The 24,565-nt window shown below is 57.3% G+C and carries 20 protein-coding genes and 5 pseudogenes; 12 read left to right on the top strand and 13 right to left on the bottom strand.

Translation table 11 applies throughout. The annotated features are described in order from the left end of the window. From PZN02_RS29825 to PZN02_RS29815, 3 genes are all read left to right on the top strand, one after another. Nucleotides 1–915: a class I SAM-dependent methyltransferase gene (locus PZN02_RS29825; protein WP_280663631.1), complete on the top strand. Its 915-nt coding sequence runs from the start codon at nucleotides 1–3 to the stop codon at nucleotides 913–915. Between the two features lie 32 nt (nucleotides 916–947). After that, nucleotides 948–2,837, top strand: a complete 1,890-nt coding sequence (gene asnB / locus PZN02_RS29820) for an asparagine synthase (glutamine-hydrolyzing) (protein ID WP_280663630.1) — start codon at nucleotides 948–950, stop codon at nucleotides 2,835–2,837. Nucleotides 2,838–3,059: 222 nt separating this feature from the next. Continuing rightward, on the top strand, nucleotides 3,060–4,775 hold the full coding sequence (locus PZN02_RS29815; protein WP_280663629.1) for a pyridoxal phosphate-dependent aminotransferase: 1,716 nt from the start codon (nucleotides 3,060–3,062) through the stop codon (nucleotides 4,773–4,775). 250 nt (nucleotides 4,776–5,025) lie between these two features. Here the strand turns inward: PZN02_RS29815 and PZN02_RS29810 are convergent, their stop codons facing one another. The 7 genes and pseudogenes from PZN02_RS29810 to PZN02_RS29780 form a co-directional block, all read right to left on the bottom strand. Further along, nucleotides 5,026–5,859 carry an ABC transporter permease gene (locus PZN02_RS29810; protein WP_342394747.1) on the bottom strand — a complete coding sequence of 278 codons (834 nt, stop codon included), beginning with the start codon at nucleotides 5,857–5,859 and terminating at the stop codon, nucleotides 5,026–5,028. A gap of 9 nt (nucleotides 5,860–5,868) precedes the next feature. Further along, entirely contained in the window at nucleotides 5,869–6,810 is a 942-nt protein-coding gene (locus PZN02_RS29805; protein WP_280663628.1) for an ABC transporter permease, read from the bottom strand. Beyond that, the gene (locus PZN02_RS29800; protein ID WP_280663627.1) at nucleotides 6,810–7,769 is read right to left on the bottom strand and encodes an ABC transporter ATP-binding protein; all 960 of its coding nucleotides are present in this window, start codon (nucleotides 7,767–7,769) and stop codon (nucleotides 6,810–6,812) included. Before PZN02_RS29800 ends, PZN02_RS29805 begins: the two co-directional genes overlap by 1 nt. Then, complete coding sequence (locus PZN02_RS29795; RefSeq protein WP_280663626.1) at nucleotides 7,766–8,797, bottom strand: ABC transporter ATP-binding protein; 1,032 nt, start codon at nucleotides 8,795–8,797, stop codon at nucleotides 7,766–7,768. The genes PZN02_RS29800 and PZN02_RS29795 overlap by 4 nt, the downstream gene beginning before the upstream one ends. Nucleotides 8,798–8,802: 5 nt before the next feature. Further along, nucleotides 8,803–10,362, bottom strand: coding sequence for an ABC transporter substrate-binding protein (locus tag PZN02_RS29790; RefSeq protein ID WP_280663625.1), 1,560 nt, complete (start codon nucleotides 10,360–10,362; stop codon nucleotides 8,803–8,805). Nucleotides 10,363–10,587: 225 nt separating this feature from the next. Next, entirely contained in the window at nucleotides 10,588–11,361 is a 774-nt protein-coding gene (locus PZN02_RS29785) for a DeoR/GlpR family DNA-binding transcription regulator (protein WP_280663624.1), read from the bottom strand. A 312-nt stretch (nucleotides 11,362–11,673) separates the two neighbouring features. Further along, nucleotides 11,674–11,820, bottom strand: a pseudogene (locus PZN02_RS29780) (IS5/IS1182 family transposase); the annotation flags it as partial. A 211-nt stretch (nucleotides 11,821–12,031) separates the two neighbouring features. Here PZN02_RS29780 and PZN02_RS29775 point away from each other — a divergent pair. Continuing rightward, nucleotides 12,032–12,440 (top strand): annotated as a pseudogene (locus PZN02_RS29775) (IS66 family transposase zinc-finger binding domain-containing protein); the annotation flags it as partial. Between the two features lie 615 nt (nucleotides 12,441–13,055). Here the strand turns inward: PZN02_RS29775 and PZN02_RS29770 are convergent. Next, complete coding sequence (locus PZN02_RS29770; protein ID WP_280663623.1) at nucleotides 13,056–14,297, bottom strand: alkaline phosphatase family protein; 1,242 nt, start codon at nucleotides 14,295–14,297, stop codon at nucleotides 13,056–13,058. A gap of 116 nt (nucleotides 14,298–14,413) precedes the next feature. On the opposite strand from PZN02_RS29770, the gene PZN02_RS29765 reads away from it, so the two are divergent. From PZN02_RS29765 to PZN02_RS29755, 3 genes are read left to right on the top strand one after another with little or no spacing between them, the layout of a single operon-like run. Further along, nucleotides 14,414–15,214: a formyltransferase family protein gene (locus tag PZN02_RS29765; RefSeq protein ID WP_280663622.1), complete on the top strand. Its 801-nt coding sequence runs from the start codon at nucleotides 14,414–14,416 to the stop codon at nucleotides 15,212–15,214. Then, the gene (locus PZN02_RS29760) at nucleotides 15,205–16,122 is read left to right on the top strand and encodes an NAD(P)-dependent oxidoreductase (RefSeq protein ID WP_280663621.1); all 918 of its coding nucleotides are present in this window, start codon (nucleotides 15,205–15,207) and stop codon (nucleotides 16,120–16,122) included. The genes PZN02_RS29765 and PZN02_RS29760 overlap by 10 nt, the downstream gene beginning before the upstream one ends. A gap of 34 nt (nucleotides 16,123–16,156) precedes the next feature. Further along, nucleotides 16,157–16,507 (top strand): amidase family protein, encoded by a 351-nt coding sequence (locus PZN02_RS29755; protein ID WP_280663620.1) that lies wholly within the window; start codon nucleotides 16,157–16,159, stop codon nucleotides 16,505–16,507. Here PZN02_RS29755 and PZN02_RS29750 read toward each other — a convergent pair. Further along, nucleotides 16,494–17,250, bottom strand: a pseudogene (locus PZN02_RS29750) (IS5 family transposase). The gene PZN02_RS29755 and the pseudogene PZN02_RS29750 sit on opposite strands and share 14 nt — an antisense overlap. Before the next feature lie 186 nt (nucleotides 17,251–17,436). Beyond that, complete coding sequence (locus PZN02_RS29745) at nucleotides 17,437–18,567, bottom strand: acetyl-CoA carboxylase biotin carboxylase subunit (protein WP_280663619.1); 1,131 nt, start codon at nucleotides 18,565–18,567, stop codon at nucleotides 17,437–17,439. 429 nt (nucleotides 18,568–18,996) lie between these two features. Between PZN02_RS29745 and PZN02_RS29740 the strand changes: the two are divergent. The 3 genes and pseudogenes from PZN02_RS29740 to PZN02_RS29730 all read left to right on the top strand — a co-directional run. Further along, nucleotides 18,997–19,563 (top strand): annotated as a pseudogene (locus PZN02_RS29740) (class I adenylate-forming enzyme family protein); the annotation flags it as partial. Nucleotides 19,564–19,647: 84 nt separating this feature from the next. Then, nucleotides 19,648–19,779 carry a hypothetical protein gene (locus tag PZN02_RS29735; protein WP_280663618.1) on the top strand — a complete coding sequence of 44 codons (132 nt, stop codon included), beginning with the start codon at nucleotides 19,648–19,650 and terminating at the stop codon, nucleotides 19,777–19,779. 366 nt (nucleotides 19,780–20,145) lie between these two features. Next, on the top strand, nucleotides 20,146–20,664 hold the full coding sequence (locus tag PZN02_RS29730; protein ID WP_280663617.1) for a hypothetical protein: 519 nt from the start codon (nucleotides 20,146–20,148) through the stop codon (nucleotides 20,662–20,664). Nucleotides 20,665–20,727: 63 nt separating this feature from the next. Here the strand turns inward: PZN02_RS29730 and PZN02_RS29725 are convergent, their stop codons facing one another. Next, the gene (locus PZN02_RS29725; protein ID WP_280663616.1) at nucleotides 20,728–21,513 is read right to left on the bottom strand and encodes a LuxR family transcriptional regulator; all 786 of its coding nucleotides are present in this window, start codon (nucleotides 21,511–21,513) and stop codon (nucleotides 20,728–20,730) included. A gap of 513 nt (nucleotides 21,514–22,026) precedes the next feature. Between PZN02_RS29725 and PZN02_RS29720 the strand changes: the two are divergent. Beyond that, nucleotides 22,027–22,231 (top strand): annotated as a pseudogene (locus PZN02_RS29720) (transposase); the annotation flags it as partial. Between the two features lie 307 nt (nucleotides 22,232–22,538). Here the strand turns inward: PZN02_RS29720 and PZN02_RS29710 are convergent. Together PZN02_RS29710 and PZN02_RS29705 are read right to left on the bottom strand one after the other, a co-directional pair. Continuing rightward, nucleotides 22,539–23,528 (bottom strand): IS110 family RNA-guided transposase, encoded by a 990-nt coding sequence (locus PZN02_RS29710; RefSeq protein ID WP_280663615.1) that lies wholly within the window; start codon nucleotides 23,526–23,528, stop codon nucleotides 22,539–22,541. Nucleotides 23,529–23,738: 210 nt separating this feature from the next. Then, on the bottom strand, nucleotides 23,739–23,870 hold the full coding sequence (locus tag PZN02_RS29705) for a hypothetical protein (RefSeq protein WP_280663614.1): 132 nt from the start codon (nucleotides 23,868–23,870) through the stop codon (nucleotides 23,739–23,741). 307 nt (nucleotides 23,871–24,177) lie between these two features. Between PZN02_RS29705 and PZN02_RS29700 the strand changes: the two genes are divergently transcribed. Next, entirely contained in the window at nucleotides 24,178–24,564 is a 387-nt protein-coding gene (locus tag PZN02_RS29700) for an ectoine synthase (protein ID WP_280663613.1), read from the top strand. The last annotated feature ends 1 nt before the right edge of the window (nucleotide 24,565 follow it).

Raw genomic sequence — 24,565 nt, 5'->3', positions numbered from 1 at the left:
ATGGAAAGCGCCTTCGAAACAGAGACCCGTGCCGTCTTCGACTGCCACCAGCGCCAGCAGGAGGATGACGATCACATCTTTGACAGGTTAACATCCCTCATTGGTGATGACTATTTCGGTCTGCCATCGGGAGGCTTTCGCGGTCTCGACATCCTGGATGCGGGATGTGGATCAAACGCCAATGCGTCTTACGCATTCCTCAACAAGGGAGCTCGCAGCGTGACATCGCTTGAATTGGGCGATGCATGGATGGACTGTGCGCGCAAGCGGCTCGGCCGCTTTGGCGCGCGCTCAGTGCTTGTCGCCGGGAGCGTCCTCGACTTGCCGTTCGACGACACGAGTTTCGATTTCGTTCATTGCGCCGGTGTCCTCCCGCATACCAGCGACCCCCAAAAAGGATTCCAAGAGCTCGTGCGTGTCACGCGCCCGGGAGGCAATTTCTTCCTGACCATCATGGGTACGGCCAATGGTGTCCTCTACCGGTGCATCAATCATTTACGCGAACTCTATCAAAGCGACGATCAATTTCGCCGCTCCGTCGACAATCTCAGCGCGGCCACAGCGCGCCAGGCCGTCGACTGGCTTCTGGATACCAAGGACCGCGAAGAAGCCGAATATCTGCCGAACGAAAACGAGTTTTTCCGGAGCCTTTTCGACGATGATCTGTTCGTGACGATACGGGACCGTCTCCAGGCACCGACATATCACGACTTCAATTTCACAGAGATGCAGATCAGAGGTTGGTATGCCGAATCCGGTCTCGAAAATGTCCGTAGGATATCGCGGTATACCCGCGATTTCCACAATCTGCGGCGCTTTCTCGCTCCCATGTACCGCTATTATGACCACCCGCTGGCGCGTTTCTGGTTTGGTGACGGCTGCATCCAGATGATCGGCGAAAAGCCGAGGCAGTAACGAGTTTTCCCCGTAGCGCGAGAGTTACGCCGATGTGCGGAATCTTCGGGATAGTCTTCAGACATGGTGGTGCAGCGGTCTCTGCCGAGACGGTCGAAGATTGCGCCGACGCTTTGGCTCACCGCGGGCCGGATGCCAAAGGCATTTATATTGACGGTTCGGTGGCGTTTGCGCATCGAAGATTGTCGATTATCGATCTAAACTCGAGGGCGAACCAGCCATTTCGCGATGCGGCGAGTGGCGTGGTGATCACCTACAATGGCGAGATTTACAATTACCGCGAACTGAAATACGAGCTCGCGCAACTCGGTCACGGCTTCTCGACGGAGTCGGATACCGAAGTTCTTCTCAAGGCCTATCTCGCCTGGGGCAAGTCGTTCCTAAGCCGCCTTGACGGCATATTCGCCTTCGCCCTCTTCGATCCGAGGTCAGCCAGCGTTCTCATCGCGCGCGATCGCCTCGGCGTAAAGCCGCTCTACTATACCGATAGCGATGCCGGGTTTGTCTTTGCCTCGCAGCCTAACGCACTCATACGCTGGCCAGGAATCACCCGTAAACCCGACCTGGTCGGAGCACTGAGCTTTCTCTCCTACCGGGCCGTTGTCGGCTCCAGAACGCTCTTTGCTGGCATATCAAAATTGGAACCAGGAAGGCTGCTTGAGATCAGAAGAGGTCGACATAGTTGCGAACGTTGGTGGAGCCTTCCGGCGCACCTTGAACGTTCAAGGCCGCGTCCGTCGGAGGTGAAGTGGCTTCTCGGAAATGCGGTCGAGCGTCAGTTGGTCGCTGACGTACCGGTCGCTGCGCTGCTGTCCGGAGGGCTTGATTCCAGCATTCTGGCCTACGAGCTCTCGACTCGGTCGAGCAAGAAGCCGGTCTTCTATACCGGGAAAGTTCAAGGCCCCGACTACGACGAGACCGGCTATGCCAGAGAGGTCGCGACGCATTTTGGTCTTGCCCACCGCATCATCCCGATCAGAGGGCCGTCGGACCTCAAGGAGATCGCGGAGCTGGTTCGTTTGCGAGGACATCCGCTCGGCATGCACAACGAAATCGCCATGTTTACGCTCGCCAAGGCAGTTGCAAAGGAACATAAAGTCGTCTTCACCGGCGAGGGGGCGGATGAGATTTTTGCCGGTTATAGCCGACTGTTTCGAACGCCCTATGATCATCGGCGAAGCAGATTCCTCACCGCATTCCCATCTCCCTTGGCAGAAATTGCTCGTCGGCGGCTCGAATTGGGACGTCATGCTGATAAGCTGCAGTTTTTCCTGGACAGGTACACCTACTTTCCCATCGAGGAGATCCGTTCGCTCACAATCGGAGGCAACCTTCGCGCCGAGGAGATGCAACTTCGCAGTCATTTCGAGCAGCAATTTTCGGAGGCGGTTGGAGATTTCTTCAGCAAGATCGCCCATATCTTCGTCGCGACACATTTGCCGGCGCTACTCGAAATGGTCGATAACACCACGATGGCTGCTGGCATTGAAGCACGTGTCCCCTACACCGATCACCAGCTCGTAACGGCGGCGATGGCCATCCCGGGGTCCGACCGGCTGAAGTGGAAGTCGCCCATCGCGCCGGCTCAGGCGCTGAGTTCTCCCGTTTCGTCCTTCAGCGAGCACCTTGACGTGTCAAAATATCCGCTGCGAAGGGAATATCGCAGCGTCCTGCCGCAGTCCGTTCTTTGCCGCAAGAAGATGGGATTTCCGCTTCCGCTCGGCCAATGGGCAATCGGAGACGGAGCACGGGATTATCGAAACCTCATTCTTGGAGGAGATTCGCCGCTGTGTGATCTATTCGACCTTCATGCCTTAAAGCGCTGGTTCGAAAGCGGACGGGTAAACCCATCTGATGCCTTCGGCCGGAAATTCTGGCTTCTGGCCAACCTCGGGCTCTTCTTCAAGGAGGTTCTGACGTGATGAAACTGCGAGCTTCGGTGGCATGGACGCGCCTGTCAAAAAAAGACGTGGCGTGGCGAAGGCAGCATCGGACCGGCCGAGGATCTGTGCGAGGTCGGGGCGAATGTCTCAGCAGAGTCACAGGTGCCATTTGGTCACCCAGGGCATTCCGGCCGATGGCCGCCCTGCAAGCGGCGCAAAGGGCTTCTACGCATCGGCTTGGTCGCACAAGGGAGTCTGAAGATGGCGAGCACAATGCGAGCGATTTTCTTCCTCGATTTCAGGGGATCGGAAATACACCTTTGGAGCGGCAGTTATAACGCGCCTTCGGTTCCGATTTGCGGCCAACCACTTTTGGAGCGGTTAGCCACAGCATGCATGAAAAGTGGCGTTACGGAAATCCTTGTCTGCGCCAATGCACTCGACGATGACAGGCTGGAGGCGCTTTGCAGCGGGTTCGACGCAATAGCTTGTTCACTATCCGGCGATGGGTTTATCGAAACGCTGCTTCGTTACGAAAACGACACTCTTCTCATCTGGGGGACGCCGCTCTTCGATAGTTCCATTCTTGCCAAGATAAAGCCGGGTCGCGGGCTGCGCGGCACCGCGTGGCGGCCCGAATCGCCAACAGGTGTTTATCATCTAACTTGCCATGATTTGCGCAGGCTTTTGCCCGAAAACAACATTGTGATCAGTGACGATCCGCAACACATCTTCGAAGCGCTCGCAAGGGGCCTGTCTCGAGCAAAAATCCCGCCCTTAGTTAGCAAAGAGGGCACCAAGGAAGAATTGCTCGACATTCGCGATGGCGTGGACGTCTCCGTCGCGGAATTTCGATGCGACGACGAGAACCTGCTGTATCGGCTGGAGACGAGCGTTGGAGGATATTGGCGCAAGCCAATTGCGGAGCACATGCTGCTATGCAACACGCGATTTCCACCGAAAGCTTTCTATCAACGGCTTACGCACAGGATCGAAGGCGCGCTGACATGTTATCCTTCTCAACAAGTTGACATTGCGTCGCTCGTCGCGGCGATGACAGCGCAGCCCAGCGCCTTTCTTGCCGTCGGCAACGGCGTGACGGACCTTATACAGGCGCTCTACGCAACCTTGAACCCGACGATAGCGATTCCGACGCCGACATTTGCCGGGTTTCAGACGCCGCTCGAACAGGAGCGTAAGAAGAGTTTCGTTCTCGCCCCGCCCCTTTTTGACCTCGACGTGAAAGCCTTTTTGGAATTCGTGGTAGCCACCGATGCTGACACTGCAATCGTAGTCAATCCCAACAATCCTACTGGCCGGCTAGTCGATTTCGCAGACATAGTTTGGCTGATCAAAGCGCTCGAAAGTCACGGCCGGCGGCTGGTCGTTGACGAGTCTTTCATCGATTTTCCCAGTGATGGTCGTGCCAGCAGCGCTGAGACCCTTGTGCCGTCCCATGGCAATTTGATAGTGGTCAAAAGCCTCGGAAAGGTCTTCGGATTGGGCGGAATACGGCTGGGCTATCTCATGAGCAGCGACATCGAGTTTGTCGCTGCCGTCCGGCGGAAGCTGCCACTGTGGAACATAAATGGTATTGCGGAATATGCGCTGTTCATCCTGCCCGAATTCCTGAAAGAACTGGACAACAGTCTCAAACTGCTGCGAGAGGATCGAGAGCAGTTCATCCGAGATCTCAGGACCGTCCCGGGACTGGAGATCGTGCCGTCACAGACAAATTTCGTCTTATGCCGGTTGCCCGAGGATTCGCTTTCAGCCGTCGCGTTGAAGCGCCGCCTTGTTGTGCGCGAATCCGTTCTGGTCAGAGATTGTGGCTATCAGATAATGAAGGATGCGGATCGTTATTTGCGTCTGGCAGTTCGCACCCCCGCTGAGAACAAAGTACTGGTAAAGATCTTAGGGCGCAATCTAAGCGATTGCACGATCCCCTTTGCGAGATCGCCTGGGGCCCCAGCTTGAGGGTTAGCCCAACCGGCGCGCTGACGCTGTTTGTCCGGTTCGTTCCTGAAGATTCCGGTCGGTGAGTTTTGGGTTTTTCGCCGACATATCTGCTCTTTACCAGCTATGCTCTTATGTCGCTTACAGCGAAGCCCAGCGTGTCTGCCAACCCGGCTCATGTTCGCAACCGGTGCGCATAGGTCTCGAATGTGTCGGCACTGACGCCGTCAACGAGGATGGAAATAAGCTTCTTTTGCATCGGGATTATCCATTACCTGAGCGTAGGATCGAGTTTGTCGCGGAGTGAGTCGCCAAGAACGCTGATGGCCATGGCCGTGACCACGATGACAATGCTGGGGGCAAGCAACATCCAGGAAGCGCGGGTGATATATTCGCGACCGGTACCCACCATGACGCCGAGGCTGGTCATAGGTGGCTGAACGCCGAGGCCGAGGAAGGAGAGTCCGCTTTCCACAAGGACGATCTCCGGAAAGGTCACGGTCGCCGCCACCAGCAGCGTGGCGGCACTGTTCGGCAATATGTGGCGAAGGTAGATCCGCAAGGGATGCGCGCCGAGCTGCCGGGTGGCGCCGGCATATCCTTGAGCGCCAGCCGCAAGTGCCAGTCCGCGCGCCAGGCGGGCGTTGCGTTCCCATCCGTAAAGCCCCATCAGCCCGACGAACAGCACGAGCGAATTGCCGAAAAAGGCCAGCATTGCAAGTGCCACGATAAGAAACGGAAGCGAGGCCTGAACGTCGATGAGCAGCAGCAGGAAATGCTCCACAACACCGCGGAAATAAGCTGCGACAAATCCGATCGCCGTTCCGATGAAGACGCTGATCAGAGTTGCGCTGAAGGCAATCAGGAGACTTGTGCGGATTGAGAAGTAGAGTCGCGACGCGACGTCACGACCGAGATCATCGGTTCCGAACAGATGCGAGACCGTTCCGCCGAAACCGAAAGGCGGATCGAGGCGGTGGCGGAGATCCATCGCGGTGATGTCATGTGGCGCAATCAGCGGTGCGGCGATCGCGATCAGCAGCATAAGGCAAAGCCAGAGCGCCGCAATGAGCGTCGGCGGGTCGATTTTTTGTTTCTTTTGCACGCGGCTTCCTCAGTGCGATGCGGAGCGATTTGTCCGCAGACGTGGATCAATCACGCCATAGAGCAGGTCCATCATCAGGTTCGCGGAGGTCATCGTCAGCGCAACGAGAAGAAGGATGACCTGCACGACAGCCAGATCGCGGTTTCCAACAGAAATCACGAGAAGCTGGCCGATGCCCGGCCAGCCGAAGACAGCTTCGACAAGCACTGCTCCGGCCACTTGCCCACCCAGCATGAGGCCCAAGAGCGTAAGAATGGGAATCAGCGCGTTGGGCAAAGCGTGATAGTGGATGACCTGGCGCCAGGTAACGCCCTTGGCGCTGGCAGCCACTACATAGAGTTGGGATAAGACCTCGATCATGGCGCTGCGGGTGAAGCGGGCGATGACGGCCGCACCACCAATGCCAAGCGTCAGCACCGGCAGGACGAAACTTTGCCACTTGTCAGCGCCGCCCGATGGAAACAATCCAAGTGTCACCGAAAAGATCAGAATGAACAGTAGCCCGAGAACGAAACTCGGAACCGTGAAGCCAAGCACTGTCAGCATCATCACGCACCTGTCGATCCAGCTGTCGCGGTGCATGGCGGCATAAGCGCCGATCGGAATGCCTATCAGAACATTCAGTGCGAGCGCAGGGAGCATCAGCGCTAGCGTCAGGGGCATTCTCTCAAGGACCAGCTGCATTGCAGGCCTGCCGCCCAACATCGAGTTTCCGAAGTCGCCCTGCAAGGCGGCCCAGAGATAGTGGACATACTGGATGTAAAGAGGCTGATCCAATCCCCAGCGCTGCCGGAACGCCTCGAGATCCGGAGCGCGAGCGCTCGGCCCGAGGATTTGCAGCGCAGGATCGCCCGAGGCACGCAGCACGACGAATGTCAGGGTGACGACCACTACGATCGAGAGGGCAGCCCGCAGGATCTTGGGGGCGATATAATAGACGAAGGATGTCATCAGTCTGTCACCAGATGGCAAGCAACCTGCCGTTCCGGTTCCGTTGGTAGGAGAGGCGGTTCGCTGTTGCGGCAGATGTCTTTTGCCAGGGCACAGCGTGGATGGAAAGGACATCCCTGCGGCCGATCGGCGGGACTTGGCGGTTCGCCGGGTAAGGGGACATAGTGCTCGAAGCCACCTGGAAGCCTCGGCAGAGCCGACACGAGCGCCCGCGTGTAAGGATGAGCCGGTCGATCGATGACGGCGTCAGCACGTCCTTCCTCAACCACCCGACCGAGATACATGACGACGATACGGTCGCTGACATGTCGAACGATCCTCAGGTCGTGGCTGATGAAGAGAATGCCCAGCCCGTGTTCGCGCTGAAGGTCCATGAGCAGGTTGACGATTTGCGCCTGGACGGAAACGTCGAGCGCGGACACGGGCTCGTCGCAAACCAGAAGCGATGGGTTCGGCGCGAGCGCGCGCGCCAGCACCACGCGTTGGCGCTGGCCGCCGGAAAGCTGATGCGGATAGAGCGCTTGGTGATGCCTGCTGAGACCGACGGCTTCGAGAAGTTCCAGAACACGTTGCGCATGATCTCTGGCTTTGCCGATCCGATGGATGATCAAGGGCTCGGCAATCAGATCGCCTACCGTCATTCGCCGGTCGAGCGCTGCCAAGGTATCCTGGAAGACAAGCTGCATGCGCTGCCGCTTCGCACGCCAATCCTTTGTGTCAGCCTGCGGCAGTGGAATTCCCTCGAACAGGACCTGCCCGCCATCGGCTTGCTCCAAACCCAGCGCAATGCGTCCGGTAGTGGATTTTCCGCAGCCGGATTCGCCAACGACGCCGGTCGTCTGGCCTTTGCGGACCTCCAGCGACACCGCATCGACTGCGGTCAGAAAGTTCTTTTGTCCGAAGACTTGTGCCCCGATCGGATATCGGCGGCTAACCGCATTGAGACGCAACAATGTCATTGACGTACCCCTTCGCCGACATGGATGCAGCGGACGACGTGCTGCGACGAAACCCTTGCCAGGTCAGGTTTCATATTGCTGCACCGGCCATCGGTACTTCGACAGCGGGGCGCGTAGGCGCAGCCGGACGGCAAGAAACCGTGGGGCGGGCCGCCCGGAATGGACGTCAGCCTAGTACGCGGCCCGTCCGAGGGAGGAATCGCTCCGATAAGGTCGCGCGTGTAAGGATGTTGCGGATCTGTCAAAAGCACTCGCGTCGGCGCTTCCTCGACGATCCGGCCGGCATACATGACACACAGCCGGTCGCAAACCGCCGCCACGGCGGCCAGATCATGGCTGATCATGACCAGCGCCATGCCGGTGTCGCGTTGGATCTGCTTGAGCAACAGCAGGATTTGGGCTTGCACTGTGGCATCGAGAGCGGTCGTCGGCTCATCCGCGATAAGGAGCTCGGGCTGTCCGGCCAGCGCGATGGCGATCATTACCCGCTGGTTCTGACCGCCCGACAGTTCGTGAGGATAGGCATTGAGCCTTCTTTCAGCGTCGGGGATCCCGACCTGGTCCAACAGTCGCCTCGCCTCGGCGCGTGCAGCGGCGCCGAGCAGACCTCGGTGCAGGCGCAGTGCCTCGATTATCTGGGCGCCGATGCGATGGACCGGATTGAGCGCGCTCGCCGGGTCCTGGAAGATCATCGCGATGCGACCGCCGCGGAATTTATCCAGAACCGCCTGTGGCGCACCGGCAAGGTTGGTGTCCTCCATCCGAGCCTCACCGTTGATGCTCGCGGATTTTGGCAATAGGCCGAGCACGGCGCGCCAGGTAACGGACTTGCCGCAACCGGATTCGCCGACAATGCCGACCGCCTCGCCCTTGTTGACGAGAAGGTCGACCCCATGCAGCACCGGCACGCCATCAAACGCTACCGTCAGACCGGCGATTTTCATAGCCGGTTTGGCGCAAGTGGTTATGGGAGGAGCAGCGGATAACAGCGCGGGGACCGCGCTGTTCCTAGCGAACATTGTGAGCATAGAGCTTACGCCACCGGTTCAGATGGCAGTTTGGGACCAAGATACATCTGTGGCAGTGGGTTGGGTTGCCAATCGATGTCCTTCTTCTGCCCGTAGATGAATGGCATCGAGTGCAGCGGCGTGATGCAGGGATCGTCGATTTCGACAATGTCCTGCATGCGCTTGAAAGCGGCCTTGCGTTTGGCAAGATCGGTCGTCGTCTCGAGTTCGTGTCCGAGTTTGTTGAACTCGGCATTGGCCCAGCCGCCCGTGACCTGTAGCGAATTCGTCGGACCGAGGATTTGCCACAGCATCGAAACAGGGTCGGCGTAAAAGGCACCCCCCGAGGAGTCGTTGATGCCACCAAGGTTGTCGACCTGGTCCCAATTCTCGCACATGATCAGCTTGACGTTAATGCCGGCCGCCTTCCACATCTCGACCAGAGCCTGATTGTCGGGAAGCTGCATCGGGTAATAGGTACCGACGGTCGGATAAGGAATTTCCTCGCCCTTGTAGGACGATTTGGCAAGCAGTTCCTTGGCCATGGCCGGATCGTACGAGACGCCCTTGCGGTCCGGATCGTTGATCTCACCGAAGATCGGCAACTGCCAACCGGTGAGCGCCTTGGCGCGACCATTCCAGAGGCCCTCGGCAAGCGCATCCCGATCGATGGCAAAAGCGAGCGCCCGACGCAAATTGACATCCCTCAGGATCGGAGTCTTGAGCGGAGCAAATGTGAGAAAGCGGAACCACATGGCCTCGCCGCCCGCCACAGACAGACCGCTGACACCGTCGATCTCCGAAATGTGGTCCGGGGTGATATCGGTGACGATGTCGTAGTCGCCGGCTTTGAGGCCGGCAATACGGGCAGCAATTTCTGGCAGCCGCTTGAAGCGGATCGAGGTGAACGGCGGCTGGCCGCCCCAGTATTCGTCGTGGGCGATGAGAGTGATCTCGTCACCGGTGCGCACTTCACCGATCCTGTAGGGGCCCGTGCCGACAGGCCTTGCAGCCCAGGCGTCATAGCTCTCGGCAGCTTTCCAAGCCTGGGCACTGATGATCTGAGTGCCCCAGGCGCCAAGGCGATTGGCAAAAACGGGATCTTCCGTTGTTGTGACCAGGCGGACTGTGCGATCGTCGACCTTCTGGACGTCGGCGATTGATGAGAGGAAGTTGGCGAAGACCGCGGCACCCGGGGCCTTTTCGCCGCGCAGCCGCTCAGGGCTTAACGAAAACACTACGTCGTCCGCCGTCATCATCGAGCCATCATGGAACTTCACATTATCGCGCAAGACGATTTCATGGGTCTTCGCATCGATCTGCTTTAGTGACTTTGCGAGCGCGAAATTGAGTCGGAAATTGTCATTGTAATTCGTGCGCAGCAGCTGATCGTAGATGCTGTACTGCACCCGCCAGGAAACGTTGGCGACGGAAGAAGCATCCACCGGCTCCAGAATGGTGCGCAGATCCTGAACCGCAATATTGAGGCTGGGACGTTGGCCCGCTGCCATGACTGTGCGCGGCAATGCCATGGCGCCAGCCGCCAGCGCCGTCATGCCGAGAAATGTGCGACGTGTCGTTTGCATATCAATACCCTCTCCGTTTCTGCCGGGACCAGCCGCGTAAAGTCGATGCGCTCCCTTCCCAAGGCAGGCAGACACATAGTCGAGTTGTATGACGGTTTTATGAGGGTTTTATGAGGGTTATAGACGGTATGTGTTGGGTTTCTCAGCCTCTGCAGCGAACTTTACCCGCGCATTCGCGGAAACCTGCCTCCACCCTTGCCCGGAAAAATTCGTCGCTGTGAGGGTTTATGACGGGTTTTGCGGGTAGACAATTTCAGCTCCCGCCGACTGTAGTGCCGCCATCACGTCGCTTGCCGGCTTCTGGTCCGTAATGATCGTGCTGATTTCCGAATGTTTGAGTACGCGGTAGCGCGCCGACAGGCCGAATTTGTTGTGATCGGCGAGGACGATGATTTTTCGGGCCTGCTCAGATAAGGTTGCAGCGAGAGCCTGGCCTGCTTCTTCGTGGTCGAAGACACCTTGTGTGGGATGCACGGCATTGACGCCGATGAATGCGATGTCGATCTGCTGCTCACGCAGCGTGCGCAATGCGGCAAAGCCGGTCACGGTTCGAAAATCGCCATTGAAATCGCCACCGAGCACGACGACGTGATGTCGGTGCCCTTCGGCCGCGGCAATGGCGGTGTCGACCATATTGGTGACTATACGCATTTCGGGGAGAGGCGATATGCGACGAGCTAATGAAAGCACTGTGCTGCCGCCGCCCATGAACACGTTCTGGCCGGGCTTTAATAGGTCTACGGCGATCCCGGCGATGGCGCTCTTGCCGGCAGGCTCGGAGATTGTACGAGACGAGATATCTAATAGCTTCGGCTGCTGAGTGGCGACCGCTCCACCGTGAACGCGCACCACCAGTCCATCCTGCTCGAGTTGCTTGATATCTCGTCGCGCAGTCTCCTCTGAGACGTTGAAGTGCATCATCACGTCACGGATGCGCACCTCGCCGTCAGCTTGAATGATCTCGATCAGTTTCTTTTGTCGATTATGGCTGAGCGACATTTTTCCCTCTCGCAATTTTACCAATCTAGCCAAATGGATGGGGCGATGTCATGTCGTAGGGTGCCGCGTCGTACTCGACGGCATCCTGTTGCATGAATCCAGCGTGTAATCGCTTTCCCTTGCGTGCTGCGCAACTGCGCTTCCTCAGGCGGGATTTTGATTTGATCAGACTGGGGAATTTTTGCTTGGGCCACTTCAGGGACTCCTCAAGTATCGTTCTTCTCTGGTTGCCAGCCTTGATGCAATAAGTTTCCAACCTGATGTGTCAGTAATCGAGTGCGTTCTTCTCTCAGAGTCGGACTCGAACAGACGTCAAGCATAGCAATATGTTGCGAGCCGACGGATGATCAGGCGAACATGCGCGATCATGATCCATACCTCGGATGAGGCGATGGACTTTTTGAAGTCTTTTGCCAGGCTGCGGCATCTGCCAAGCCAGGCGAAAGTGCGTTCAACAGTGAGCGCAACGAAGCTCCACCTTTTCCTTTTGTCATCGAGGCAGCGAGATAAGCTCCTTCATCGATAGAAACGGAACGGGATGGTTGGAGATAGCGCTGGTGCCATGCTTGAAGTCATGGATGAAGGCATGCATGAAGCCAGGCATGAGAAAAATATCGTCGGATCGAGGTGATCACCGGTCGGCGGCAGCGGCGGAATCGGACTAACGAGCCTCGAGGGCCAGTTCTTTGGGCCGAAATCGGAGAAGATGACCGACGCTCGACCCGACGCACGCGACGCTCGACCTTGGCGTTCTCAGCGACACTCCCGTTGCTGCCAATGAGACGATGTTGCGCGTCGCCGGGGGACAACGCAGGCACGGCGATCGCCAGCCCGCAATATTGGTCGTTTGCCTAGACACCTTCCTGTTATGAAGAGGTCATCGAACCGGAGAGCAAGGTCTGCCCCTGCCGCTCATTCGAGCTGCATTGCATCGGCACGGATGTCAGTGAGGCGCTCGAATCCTGCCGGGGGCTGTCCGGGTCAAACGGACGATCCGGCTGCGCTATGCATGCCGGGGCTGCGAAAGTGTCATTGTGCAAGCGCCCGCGCCAGTGCGCGTGATGGATGGCGGCATGGTGCCATAACAGTGCCAATACTGCATCATCGATCTTGTCCTCATCGATCTCCATGATCCGATATTATCACGCGGGACGCCCAAAATCCCGCGGCCCTGCTCGGACGGATACCCTGTATCCACGATCTGCTCCCTTTCAACTTCGATGCCTTTCCCAATCCGAAGGCGATCGATCGCCGAAAGGCGGGCGTCAACATGCAGGGAAATTAGCGCAAATGCCAAAGGACATGACAGCAATTGCAGGCGTTGTCGCTTTTTGACAATAGGTCCGACATCAGACACTGCGCTGTTAGCCTACCCACCTGTTTGGAAAGGGTTTTCCGGTTTGGCGCGGCAGTTGCTTGGCCAAAGGCAACAACCCTACCGTACGAACGAGCAGGAGTTCCTCCACGTACGAAGGAGGCATGACAATGAACATGGCGATGTCTTTCCCAATGGAAGCCGAGGTCTTGCCGGCGAGATATACGAAAGCTTCAAAAGCCTTCGGCGATTCCACGCCCCCAATGTATCTGCACTACGATCAGCCGCTCGCGCGGTTCTGGCGACGGCTGCACCCAGATGATTGCGCACAGGCCGTCGCTATCTTCGGTTTAATCCAAATGCAAATCGTGTGCCGAATTCAGACCAGGGCTTCAGCGGGGTTCGTTTCGTTGCGCAGGCCCAACAGTCGCGCAAGTGATGCCGCGTACTGTTCTGGCTTAGCATTATCGATCTTCAATTTGGAAACCCCTGCTCCGGCAAAAACGCAGAAACGATCATCCTCAGGGTCACCGGGACGCACACCATGAGTCGAAATGTACTGTGGTCTGCCTGTTTTCTCGCGGATATTGTGGTCCGGCAGTTCCTCAAAGGAATGAAACGTCGGAGCGACGTAGGTCGCGATCGCTTCACGTTCTTCTTCAGGAATATGCTCGCTGGTCCATTCCTCGACACCGAACTCTCGGAGTGCTGCAGTAACGTTCGCCCGCTCCTGCCCGTTTTTCACGGCGACGTGCAAGGTCGCGCCTTCGCACTCGCAATTTATTCCTGGTACGATGGCTTCCGGGAAAATCGCCGTCCTGATTTCCGCGTGGCCGTGATCGCTTGCAATTGCAATAGCATAGTCGTCAATGCGACCGGACTGCCGGAGTTGATTGATGAGCGAACCGATCAGGGTATCGGCGACACAGATAGCCCAATGGGCAACTTCGCTTCCGTAGCCAAAATTGTGCTGGGTCGAGTCGGTCATGCTGATTTCCGTGAGAATAAGGTCCGGCGGCGCATCCGAATTGGCGAGCGCCGCGGCGGTCCGAATCATGAGTTGATCTGCAATGAATCCCGAAACGACCGGGGGAGTATCGCGGACGGTAAGAGTTTCAGGTTCATGGCCATAGGGCGAACTGATGCCAAGTGGTTCCAATCGGCCCTGGATATCACTGATGATACGGGTGCGACCCAATCTGTCGGCGGGGATGTGTTTGTGGAACCTGCTTCCCCGCAAGAAGCCACGGAGCCAGGCCGGCGGGATAAAGACGTTAGTATCTTCTGGTCGAATCATACCAGCGCCGACACACGCAACATCAAGGCCCGCATTTTTCGCAAGCGTCGCGATGGTGGGCAATCGAACGTCTTCGGGATAAGCGGGCTTGAACGCGCCATTGTACAAAATGTGGTTCCCGTAGACCCCGTGCGAGGCGGCCGTGGCGCCGGTCAACATACAAGAGCGGCCAGGCATCGACGTTCCCGGCACCGCTGCACCGAGTCTGTCAACCATCGTGCCCGACTCTCCCAAACCATAAATATTCGGGAGGAGATGACGGTGTTCACGGACGTAGTTGGCACTCAGGCCATCGACTAAAATTGCAATCAGTTTCTTTTTCATCAGGAGCAAGCCTAGCGGAAGCATCAGATTCAGAAAGTTTAATGTTCTAAAGCTGGTAGGCGAGGTTTGTTGCGCTCATGTGACAATCGCACTGCGCTCGTTGCACGAGGGGCGAAATGATTATAGGTCTTGGAAAAAAAATCCTCTTTGCCGGGACTCGCGGTTTGAGCGTGCGGTGCTTGGCGTTTCTTGCTGACGTCCTCGGATCGAGCCGCATAGCAGCGGTTTTAGGTGCCCCGCGAGATGATGATCCTTGGTGGAAGGGCGAGAGCTGGATCGAGTTGTGGGACTTGGCCGATCTGCGTGGCATCAGATACGTGTCGGAAGATGAAGTCGAGACCGTTGATTACGATTCGATCGTCAGCGTGATGTGGAATAAGGTATTTTCGCCGGGCGTGCTGTCGGCCGCAACCTTTGGCGGAATAAATTTCCATCCCGCGAGACTTCCTGATTACCGTGGCAGCTTCGCAAGAACGCATGCGATTCTCAATGAAGACCGATCCTTCTCCGTAACGATGCATTACATTGTTGAGCGTGTCGATGCAGGAGACATCATAGGTGAGCTGACGTTCCCGATTTTGCCGGGAGAGGGCGCGCTTTCGCTAGACATGCGCGCCCAGTCTTACGGGTATGCTCTTTTCTGCGAAACCATTCTGAGACTTCTCGATGGGTCAGTCGTCGTACGGAGCCAGTCGTCGCCCATCGAGCGTGAAGGCCGTGTCTCAAGGTTCTATCCGCTTAATGCAGTTCAAAGCCTCATGGCCGAGCCGCGCAATGGACTGGCTCTGGCTGATTTGGCTCGTCTATATCGTGCCCTATACCTGCCCCCGCGCCTGAAGCCTCCTGACTGGTTGGTTGACCGATTAGAGGAGTCGAGAAGCGAGGTCCTCTCGGAAGTAGCGCAACAATGGCCTTGAAACTCGCGACATATGGGCATGTACCCGCGCGGTTCCGCAGAACACTGTCTACATTTGGCGAGTTGGTGGACCTGAGTTCATTGGCAGCCCGTTCGGACAATGGCTATTATGACGCATTGATCCTCGGGGATTGCGATGAGGGCGCAATCTTAGGGAGCGATCGCTATCGTTTCAGCCAGCTGTGCCTCTATGGAACTCAGTATGGCGGCGACCTCCTTCGATCGGTCGCTGCTGTTTCTGAGCGCATCTTGGATCCATATGTTAAACATCGCGCGAGTATCGCGGACTACATTGCCTCCCTCGCCGTCAGCCTTCTTTCGAAGGTGGTTCAAGAAGATCCATACGTTCGGTCCGGCATGTGGGCTATCAACGACTTTTCACCACCCTTAAGGCGAGGGCTCCCGTTTGTTCGCATAGGAATCGCTGGCGCGCCAGAGGTCTCCGAAACGGTCTCGACCCGATGCACGGCATTTGGAATGGAAGTCGCCGTTTTTGCAGCTGACCACAGGTCGCACAAACTTCCGGTTTTTAGTTCCCTCGAAGAACTAGCGATGTGGGCGGATCTTCTCGTGATCGCTAGTAAATTCCGTGGCGGCCCGGCAATACTTCTCTCAAGGCACCTGGTTCAGCACCTTGGACGCGACGGAGCGCTCATTTTGCTTTCGGGCACCACGCAACGGGATGTCGAAGTAGTTCAGGAAATGTTGGAAGACGGCTCTATAGCGGGCGCCGCACTTTGCGTAGAACGGTCGAACTTGTTCCTCGACCATCCGATATTCTCGATGCACAATCTCATCCTCTCCCCAAGATCAGCAATCCATTCGCAACAAAGCCTCGGTGCGATCGAGGGTGATATATGCGCGCGCCTTGCTCCAGAACCTCGCGAACAAGGGCCGAAAACACCCTGAACAGCACGTCATATAGAGGCGCAGGAGTATGAATGTGTGCGGCATTTCCGGTGTCATCGACCGCTGTGCGACCAGCTCAATTGATGCGCAGCAACTGCGCCGTTGCGCCAAAACGCGAGACGTGATCGGCCCGATCTCGCGTTCCGCCGAAGATACAGCTCTTCTGGCTGCAGCAATTGCCGGGTTCGCTTCAGATGATGTAACGACCTCATCGGAAAATGTATCTGACTACAAGTTCTACTCCAGCTCGTCGAAGCTGTCCCAATTGTCGATCGGATATGACCCCGCAATATGCGCTGCAATAAATGACGCGCAGGTGCGGGCACTCTTTGTGTCCACATCGAACGCATTGGCTGATTTAGGGCATAGACTCATAACGACCTGATCCAGATGCGTCTTGCGACCAGCTTTATGGCTGCCAGGAAGTTGCGCGGGTCTTTATCATATCTGGTTGCGATGCCCCGGAACTGTTTGAGTTTGTTGAAGAAGCGCTCGATCAGATTGCGTTGGCGGTAGACCCATGCGCTGAAAGGGAAGCTTTCCTTGCGTTTTGCCGGAACATTGGCCCAGGCCCGTTTATCTTTGCCCAAGTCTCGCAAGGCATTGGTGTCGTAGGCGCGGTCAGCAAGGAGGATCGCGCCTTCGCGCACGTCCTGCAGCATCGGCTCTGCCATCCGATTGTCGTGGGCTTGCCCTGCTGTCAGATCAAGGCTGATCGGTCTGCCGTCGGCGTCGACGACCGCGTGGATTTTGGTCGTCAGACCGCCGCGGGAACGTCCCATGCAGCCATCGTCTCGATCCCCCTTTTTCCCGTGGCCGCATGCTGATGAACGCGGACACAGGAACTGTCGATCATGACGATGTTGCCGTCGAAGGCCTTTGCGATCTCACGCAAGACATGATCCCAAACATCCGCTTTCCTCCATCGCACGAAGCGGTTGTAGCAGGTGGTGTAAGGCCCATATCGCTCCGGTACGTCCGCCCAAGGCGAGCCTGTGCGGAACCGCCACAAAATGCCGTTGATCACCCGCCGGTCATCGACCCGCGGCACGCCGCGACTCTTGTTCGGCGTAGGGGCTGAATAATCGCCCACTCGAAATCGGTCAGGTCGAAACGATGGCGAGTCAATGAGGCCTCCAAATCAAAGCCTCATTGAATCATCATCTTAGCGATCAAGAAACCCAGTTTATGAGTTTGCGGCCTAGAACACCCGGTAGGGCAGGGGAATGCCCCTTCCAGCGCATATCCAGCCTGCGGTCGGAGAAAGCGTCCTCCTCGAACATGATCCGCTTGCGCTCGTAGGGCTGTCGTTATCTACTGCCCTTGCAAGATGCCACTGTCGATCCGTAGGTCTCGACCGCGGGGATAGTCGAGCACCAGTATCTTCCCGGTCGTGGGAGCAAAGCCGCGTTCAGGAGCTTCAGCACACACCCTCGCTTCGATCGCGTGTCCTGTCGACACGATATCCGGCTGCGAAAATCTAAGCTCGTGGCCTCCCGAGACATAGAGCTGTTCGGCAACAATATCGATGCCAGTGATCATTTCGGTGACGGGATGCTCCACCTGCAGGCGCGCGTTCATCTCGAGAACATAGAACTCTCCTTCATCAACGATGAATTCCACAGTGCCTGCGTTTCGATAGTTAGCGGCTCGAGCGATACCCACGGCAGTTTCACAGATTCTCTCGCGCAACCCCAGGGGAAGCGTTGACGCGGGCGCCTCCTCAATGACCTTCTGAAATCTGCGCTGGATCGAGCATTCCCGCTCGAACAAATGAATGATGTTCCTGAAGGAATCGCCAAGCACCTGCACTTCGATATGCCGCGGCTTTTCGATATATCGTTCGATGTAGAGCCGACCATCCCCGAAGTAGCGCTGCGCCTCACTGCGTGCCTGCGCAATGGTGGGTTCCAAGGTATCGAGGTCGCGGACGATCCGCATGCCCTTGCCGCCGCCGCCAGCCGATGCTTTTACCAGCAGGGGCGCTCCAATGGATCGCGCCCTCTGGATGAACGATCCCGGGTCATCTTCTTCGATCGCCGAAGGCACGACCGGAAATCCGTTCCGCTGAACAAAGTTGCGGGCCTTGTCGCCCATCAATTGGGTGCTCTCGGGAGTGGGCCCGACGAAGGCGAACCCAGACTCGACGACCGTCCTCGCGAACTGCGCATTTTCTGAAAGGAATCCATATCCTGGGTGTATCGCCCCGACGCTCGCCTCGCGGGCGGCAGCGATGATTTGTGCGGTATCAAGATAGGTCGCGACTGGCGTGCGACCGCTTACGGCAATCGCAATGTCGGCCATTGAGACGGCCGGCGCTTCGGCATCGAGATCGTGGTAGACAATTGCGGAGCGCAGTTTGAGCTCGCGCAGGGTCTTGATGACACGCACGGCAATCTCGCCTCTATTGGCGATCAGAACTGTATCGAAGGGTAATTTTCGCATTCACCTATTTTTCTCGTTAGAGCAGGGATCAGCATTCCCTTTTTTCGCGGGCGCCTGGTACTGCGCTCAATCTCCCGTATCAGTGGCCGCAAATCTCCCATGGATGAGTGGAGTCAAAATTGATCCTGCGTTGTCTAGCGTCCTCGTGGTCGTTGCTCTTATGGCCGAAATAGCGGGATCCCCAGCAAACCGGAGCCGGCCGGTGACGGTTGAGGACCTGCAGTGCCTCGTTAGCGTTCGCAACGAAACCCACTTGGAGGCGCCATATTGCGCTTGGCTGAATGCCTCAATGATGGGCAGGTGGACGGCAGAGACGGAGCGTGCCTGTTTCATGGATGGCATCTCGCATGCCCTTTTCACTTGAGCCTGTCTGCGTGACGTTCTCTCGATCGGTGTGACACACGAGGCATCGAAAGCGAGTCGAATGTCAGTTCCTCCACCGGCCTGCCGGGCCTATGCTGCGAGGCGATGATCGTCGATGACGCCGGCAAGGAGTTGCCTGCGGGAACCCTAGGCGAGATCGCAGTGCGCGGCCCGAATGTGTTCTGTGAATATTGGGGCGATCAACAAGCGAACCGCGAAGCACTGCGCGACGGCTGGTATCGCACTGGCGACATCGGGCAACGCGATGCCGACGGCCACTATTGGGTCCGCGATCGCAAAAAGAACCTCATTATTTCCGGCGGCGAAAACATCTATCCAGCCGAAGTCGAGCGTGTGCTCGGGGAGCACCCCGATGTCGAGGAATGCGCCGTTGTCGGTCGGGCAGACCCGCACTGGGGCGAAGTGCCGGTCGCCTATGTGGCCAGGCGGGCAGGGGCACGGATCGAAGCGGAAGCACTGGCAGCGCATGTGCAGTCGCAGGTCGCGCGCTTCAAGGTCCCGCGAGAGTTCATTTTCAAGAGCGAATTGCCGCGAACAGCGTTGGGCAAGATTCAGCACTCGATTTTGAGAGAGCTTGAAGCGCGATTGAGCGAGGAAGAAGGCAGCAAATGAAGATCGGGACGTCAAGGGAACCGGGCTTCCTTTCCGGTTGCCAGTGGACTGCCATTCAACATGCGCCAAACCGTGTGCTGAAGGATGAGCAACGGCAGTTCGCAAAAGCTTGCCGGACTGCTCGACCGCATCCAGGACGCGGGCGAGGGCTTCCAGCGGTGGAAAACGACGAGCAGGCTGTCGGAACAAAAGGCTTCCGGATCGATCGAGCAATGATTTGAGCCTTGGCCGAGAAGATGGTCTTCGACTCGCTAGGGATTTTGCCGCCAATGTAAATCTTCCGATCATCATCAGGGGTGACGACCTTGATGAGGCTGACCAGGTGCCCCGAGTCAAAGCCGACGCCCGCGATTATGTCACCAAACCCTTCGGGTCGAAAAGGCTCTTGTAGAGACAATGACCCTCAGTTCATGTTGAGTAGGGGAGATATTCGCTGGCCGCACGTCACGGTGCCGGGCCGAACGGCGTTTGAAGGTACAGGGCTGCAGCGGGATCGCAGTCCACGTTTTTCGAGGTAGGAACACAATGAAATCACCATGAAAATTTCTTGCTCGATTGTCGTCGCGGCGGCGACCGACGAAAGTGCAAGAGAGTTCGATTGCGCATGACGCTGATCCCGAGGCTATCGAAAGCGAAGCGGAAAACAAGTCGGCACTTCCGGCCGACAATCCAACAGAAGCTTCCAGCACACCTGATCACGATGCAGATGGCCCCGTTGATCAAGTGTCGAGGTTGGCGGGTAAGCCGACTCGCGATCCCAATCTCACGCAGGCAATCAGCCAACCGATTGACATTCAAGAGGCTAGAACCCCTGCGCCCAGTGAAACCAATCACTCGCGTGCCGACGCGAAGGCGTTGGGGCCGAAAAGCGAGAAAAGCAAAAAGCCCCAAGGAACACCGCGGATCAAGCCCCGAGAATGTCCGAAGAGAGCCCGCACCCGGGTATTGCGCGAAGCGCTGTCGCCACAAACGAAGCGCAAAGCGTACAACCCTCGTCTTCCGGGGATCCTTTCTTCAACGAAGTGGCAATCCTCGACGAGGAAATCAAAGAGCTGCGACGACGGCTGGCTCAAAAACTTGATCTGCAAAACGCGCAGCTAAAGAGATGCTTGAGCGTTTCGATGTGTCGTAAGCTCGACGTCAACTGGCGCTGGACACCACATCTCACAATTCGATAATTCCGAGGCTCGCTGCTTTTATCGCGGCGACCGTTCTGCTAGTGACATCTAGTTTTCGCAATACCTTCTTTATGTGGAAATTCACTGTGTTCTCGGAAATTCCCAGAATAACACCTATATCCCAAGATGATTTCCCTCTTGCTGCCCACAGAATACACTCTTGCTCTCTTAGAGAAAGGTTGAGAGCTTTCTCTATGCAGCGCGAATTCACGACCCGCGCGGCTCTCAGATGGAAATGTAACGCGGCAAGTTGCAAGTAGGTAATTGTTTTATTTTGCAGTTCTCGGCAGGAGGGTCGAGCAAAGCTCATGATGGCGAAGCCGACGCCGGGGCCGTGCAATGGAATACTGACGCCCGACTTTAAACCGAACGTTGCGGCATCGTCGAAAAAGCGCCGTTCCACTTCCGTCGTGCTTACGTCATTGTACGCCTCGCTCCATCGAAAGGCGCCCAACTCTTTTCGGCTCTTTTTGATGATGGGATCAATCCTGTCATAACCCATCTGGACATAATGTTCCTGCCATTCATCAGGATACCTCATTAGCGCCGGAGCCCGTCGGACCGACTTCAGAATCTGGTCGGCTGAATGAGAACTATAGGCAATCCACGGGCATTCATGCTGAAGGGCAAAAGCCGATAACAGGTCGAACAGTTGCTCGGATCGAGCAACACCATCAGTCTGCTCCAGAAATCGGCCGAGTTCGACGGAAAACGCCTCCTTGGCTGGTTCTTGGGAAGGCATCGACGGGACCAACCAGAGCTGATCGGACATTCTACCTCCTCGCTCTCGAACTTGAGAGAACGCAGTCATCCGCGGGCGTTCCGTAGCCTCTCCTCCGCAGCCAATTGTCATTGAAGCGCAAGCTGCGACTGCCAGAGACTGCGGCTTTGTGCATCGTCGCCCGTAGGCAGCGTCGCCAAACAGTAACGACGCGAATCGAGCAACCTGCGGTTCCTGTGAACCGCGTTCAAGGACTTTCAAAGGTCGTGCCAATCTTGCAAAAGAACACCAGAAATCGGTTCTGCATCTTAATCAATGACTTAATGGAGGTCGCAGCTAGAGTCAGGTCGACATCACGATGTTGCAGACTCGACAAACCCGCCACAAGGCAGCCATCAGATGTTGGTCCCGGATGGTGCAATCTTTTGGATAGATTCGCATGGACAAATTCTTACACGGAAGCCCCACGACGACCGAGGCGATCCGCCGGCCACCAATCCAAAACAGCTTAGTGTGCTGAAGTTCTGCAAAGTCTCTGAGAGGGGCGGTCATGGCAGACTGGTGATATTCGCGTCACCTGATTCCCTCACGAGGAACGGCACCACAACCAGGATCGAAGATAAGACCACCGCCGCAGCGAAAGACATTCTGCTTGCGAAGCCCGATGAACTGCGAGCGGTGATCCGCGCGGTGCTGCAGGAGGTTCTTGAGGAGAATGGACGAGGCCCTGGGGCGAAAGGGCGAGCGGACGCCAGAGCGGCTCGGCCATCCCCCTGATCAAGGAAAGCGATGGCGGCCGGCGAATCATTTGGACATATAACATCGAACATGCCTGCGCCAAGGGCGATGTCGAATACCGAACGAAAAAGAACAATCAAGTGGCCACGGTCAAACGCTACTATTACGACCGCCATGATCAATTGCGTCATCACCTCGCCGACTGCCTCTCAGCCACAACTTTTCTCGCCGCCTCAAGACCCTCAAGGCCTCACGCCCTGAAGATCGCTTCGCACAAGATCAACAAAGCTTACAGTCTGGTATTCACAATCTTCGTAAACGTCGAACTTCGCCTCCCCTCATCCAGGATCTGAGATCATGGTTTGGTCAGAGGCGAGAGCGCCTGTTTTGGCGGTCAAGCGGTTTGCCATGGTTTTTCGTCCCGGATCATGGCCTTGAGGATTGTGAGCAGTTTGCGCATGATTGCGACGACGGCGACGATCTTGGCCTTTCCGGCGGCGACTAGGCGATCGCGGAGTGTCTTGAGGGTAAGGGTTGTGGCGGATGGCGACGAGGGCGGCCATGAACAGCGCCGCTCTCACGGATCCGCGGCCGCCGCCGATAAAGCTCTTGTCGCGCCACTTGCCCGACTGACGGATGAAGGGTGCCACCCCTGCAAGCGCGGCGATCTGACGGCGGTCGAGGCTGCCGAGTTCGGGCAGTTCGGCGAGCAGGATTCTCGCCACCGCCGGTCCCATGCCGGGCATGGAGATGAGCAGCTTCTCGCTGACCTGCCACAGCGGCGACTTGCGGATGTGGCCGTCCATGTCGGCGTCGATTGCTTGCAACTCGCGGTTCAGCGCGGCAAGCAGCCGCCTGATGCTCTTGAGGGCCTGACGGCTGCTCGCCGTGCGCAGACGGTTCTGCTCGGCCATGATTATCTGGACGATGTGGCGCCGACGCGCGACGAGGTCGGCCAGCGCGCGGATCGTCGCGGCGGGCAACGACCGCAACTGCGGTCGCACGGCGTTGACGTAGGCCGCGATCACCGCCGCGCCGATCGGATCGGTCTTGGCACGCTTACCGAGCGTGTCGGCGAAGGCGCGCACGTGCGCCGAATTGACCACGACCACCGGCAGACCCGCCGCTGCTAGCGCCGCCACCGCCACCCGCTCGAGGCCGCCCGTGGCCTCCAGCGCGATCCGCTCCGGTGAAACCCGGGAGAGCCTTTCCCGCAGTTCGGCAATGCCGGTATCATCATTGCCAACCCGGAAGCGCTCGCCTCTTGGCAGCATATGCACGTCCAACCAGTCCTGCGAAACGTCGGCCCCTACGGAGGTCGCGTCCATTTTCCCCATCCTTGCCCCCAATCGGGCTTCGCTTGCGGCCCTGGCGACTGTTCGGCTTTCATGGAACGGCGGACGAAAGACGCCCAGCTCTGCCACTGGCTTCGTGTCCCAAGGGGGCTTCGGTCTCCCGTCGGCCACAGCATCCGCGAGCATAGCGGATCCGGCTAATGAGAAGTTACAAGTAGCTATCGTCGCCATTGCTAATCGTCATCAATCGTTTGGCAACATCGTCCCGCCGCTCGACACCTTCCGGCGCGAAATCACCGCGCCGTCAGCCCCGGCTGCATGGACCTGGATCGTTCTCTTCGCCAAATCCTGGCCGCTGATGCCAATCTTGTCCATGAACACTTCCCCCTTTCATGGTTCCAACGCAACCATTCTGGCACATCGATGCGGTCGAGTGGGGGCATCCACCCCATCGCCTACAAATCTTGCGCCGTTCTGTGCCACTCTACAAACTACCTGATCTGGCAGTGGACCGATTAGCGGAGTGGGCACACTTTATGCAGGACTCGCGACTTAAGCGGTTCAACCACGGAAGTATGATCCTGAAGTATGACTCAGGCAGGTGGAACGATAGTGCTGGTCAGTTAACCAAGCGAGAAATTGTATCGCCAATACGTCGAGTCTTTCTTATTCGGAGAGCATCATGTTTGTACGCAGTCTGCAAGATGTTGAAGTCAGCGACCACTTCGTTGAGTGGGGTAGTGGTACAAGCCATCGGCTACTGACAGAAAGAGACCGAATGGGCTTTTCCGTCTGTCACACAGTAGTACGTGCCGAGACCGTCTCTCTGCTTCAATACCGAAACCACCTGGAGGCATGCTATTGCATTGGAGGCTCGGGAGAGGTCGAGGACATGCACGGCAACGTTTTTCCAATTCGCAAAGGTGTCATATACGTGCTCGACAAGCATGACAGGCATTTTTTGCGTGGAGGTAGGAACGAGGACCTTGTTCTCGTCAGCATTTTCAACCCGCCGCTCAAGGGCACTGAGCGTCATGTTCTCTGTGGCGAGTCCGCCTCGAGTTATTGAA

The organism is Sinorhizobium garamanticum, from assembly GCF_029892065.1.
GTDB lineage: Bacteria > Pseudomonadota > Alphaproteobacteria > Rhizobiales > Rhizobiaceae > Sinorhizobium > Sinorhizobium garamanticum.
This window is presented reverse-complemented; position numbering and strand designations above follow the sequence as displayed.

Excerpts from the sequence above, each read along its gene's own strand:
- PZN02_RS29795 (WP_280663626.1), bottom strand. The coding sequence starts at position 8,797 with ATGCTCACAATGTTCGCTAGGAACAGCGCGGTCCCCGCGCTGTTATCC.
- PZN02_RS29770 (WP_280663623.1), bottom strand. The coding sequence starts at position 14,297 with ATGAAAAAGAAACTGATTGCAATTTTAGTCGATGGCCTGAGTGCCAAC.
- PZN02_RS29790 (WP_280663625.1), bottom strand. The coding sequence starts at position 10,362 with ATGCAAACGACACGTCGCACATTTCTCGGCATGACGGCGCTGGCGGCT.
- PZN02_RS29785 (WP_280663624.1), bottom strand. The coding sequence starts at position 11,361 with ATGTCGCTCAGCCATAATCGACAAAAGAAACTGATCGAGATCATTCAA.
- PZN02_RS29765 (WP_280663622.1), top strand. The coding sequence starts at position 14,414 with ATGATTATAGGTCTTGGAAAAAAAATCCTCTTTGCCGGGACTCGCGGT.
- PZN02_RS29735 (WP_280663618.1), top strand. The coding sequence starts at position 19,648 with ATGAGCAACGGCAGTTCGCAAAAGCTTGCCGGACTGCTCGACCGCATC.
- PZN02_RS29700 (WP_280663613.1), top strand. The coding sequence starts at position 24,178 with ATGTTTGTACGCAGTCTGCAAGATGTTGAAGTCAGCGACCACTTCGTT.
- asnB (WP_280663630.1), top strand. The coding sequence starts at position 948 with ATGTGCGGAATCTTCGGGATAGTCTTCAGACATGGTGGTGCAGCGGTC.
- PZN02_RS29800 (WP_280663627.1), bottom strand. The coding sequence starts at position 7,769 with ATGACATTGTTGCGTCTCAATGCGGTTAGCCGCCGATATCCGATCGGG.
- PZN02_RS29725 (WP_280663616.1), bottom strand. The coding sequence starts at position 21,513 with ATGTCCGATCAGCTCTGGTTGGTCCCGTCGATGCCTTCCCAAGAACCA.
- PZN02_RS29710 (WP_280663615.1), bottom strand. The coding sequence starts at position 23,528 with ATGGACGCGACCTCCGTAGGGGCCGACGTTTCGCAGGACTGGTTGGAC.
- PZN02_RS29705 (WP_280663614.1), bottom strand. The coding sequence starts at position 23,870 with ATGGACAAGATTGGCATCAGCGGCCAGGATTTGGCGAAGAGAACGATC.
- PZN02_RS29760 (WP_280663621.1), top strand. The coding sequence starts at position 15,205 with ATGGCCTTGAAACTCGCGACATATGGGCATGTACCCGCGCGGTTCCGC.
- PZN02_RS29815 (WP_280663629.1), top strand. The coding sequence starts at position 3,060 with ATGGCGAGCACAATGCGAGCGATTTTCTTCCTCGATTTCAGGGGATCG.
- PZN02_RS29805 (WP_280663628.1), bottom strand. The coding sequence starts at position 6,810 with ATGACATCCTTCGTCTATTATATCGCCCCCAAGATCCTGCGGGCTGCC.
- PZN02_RS29825 (WP_280663631.1), top strand. The coding sequence starts at position 1 with ATGGAAAGCGCCTTCGAAACAGAGACCCGTGCCGTCTTCGACTGCCAC.
- PZN02_RS29745 (WP_280663619.1), bottom strand. The coding sequence starts at position 18,567 with ATGCGAAAATTACCCTTCGATACAGTTCTGATCGCCAATAGAGGCGAG.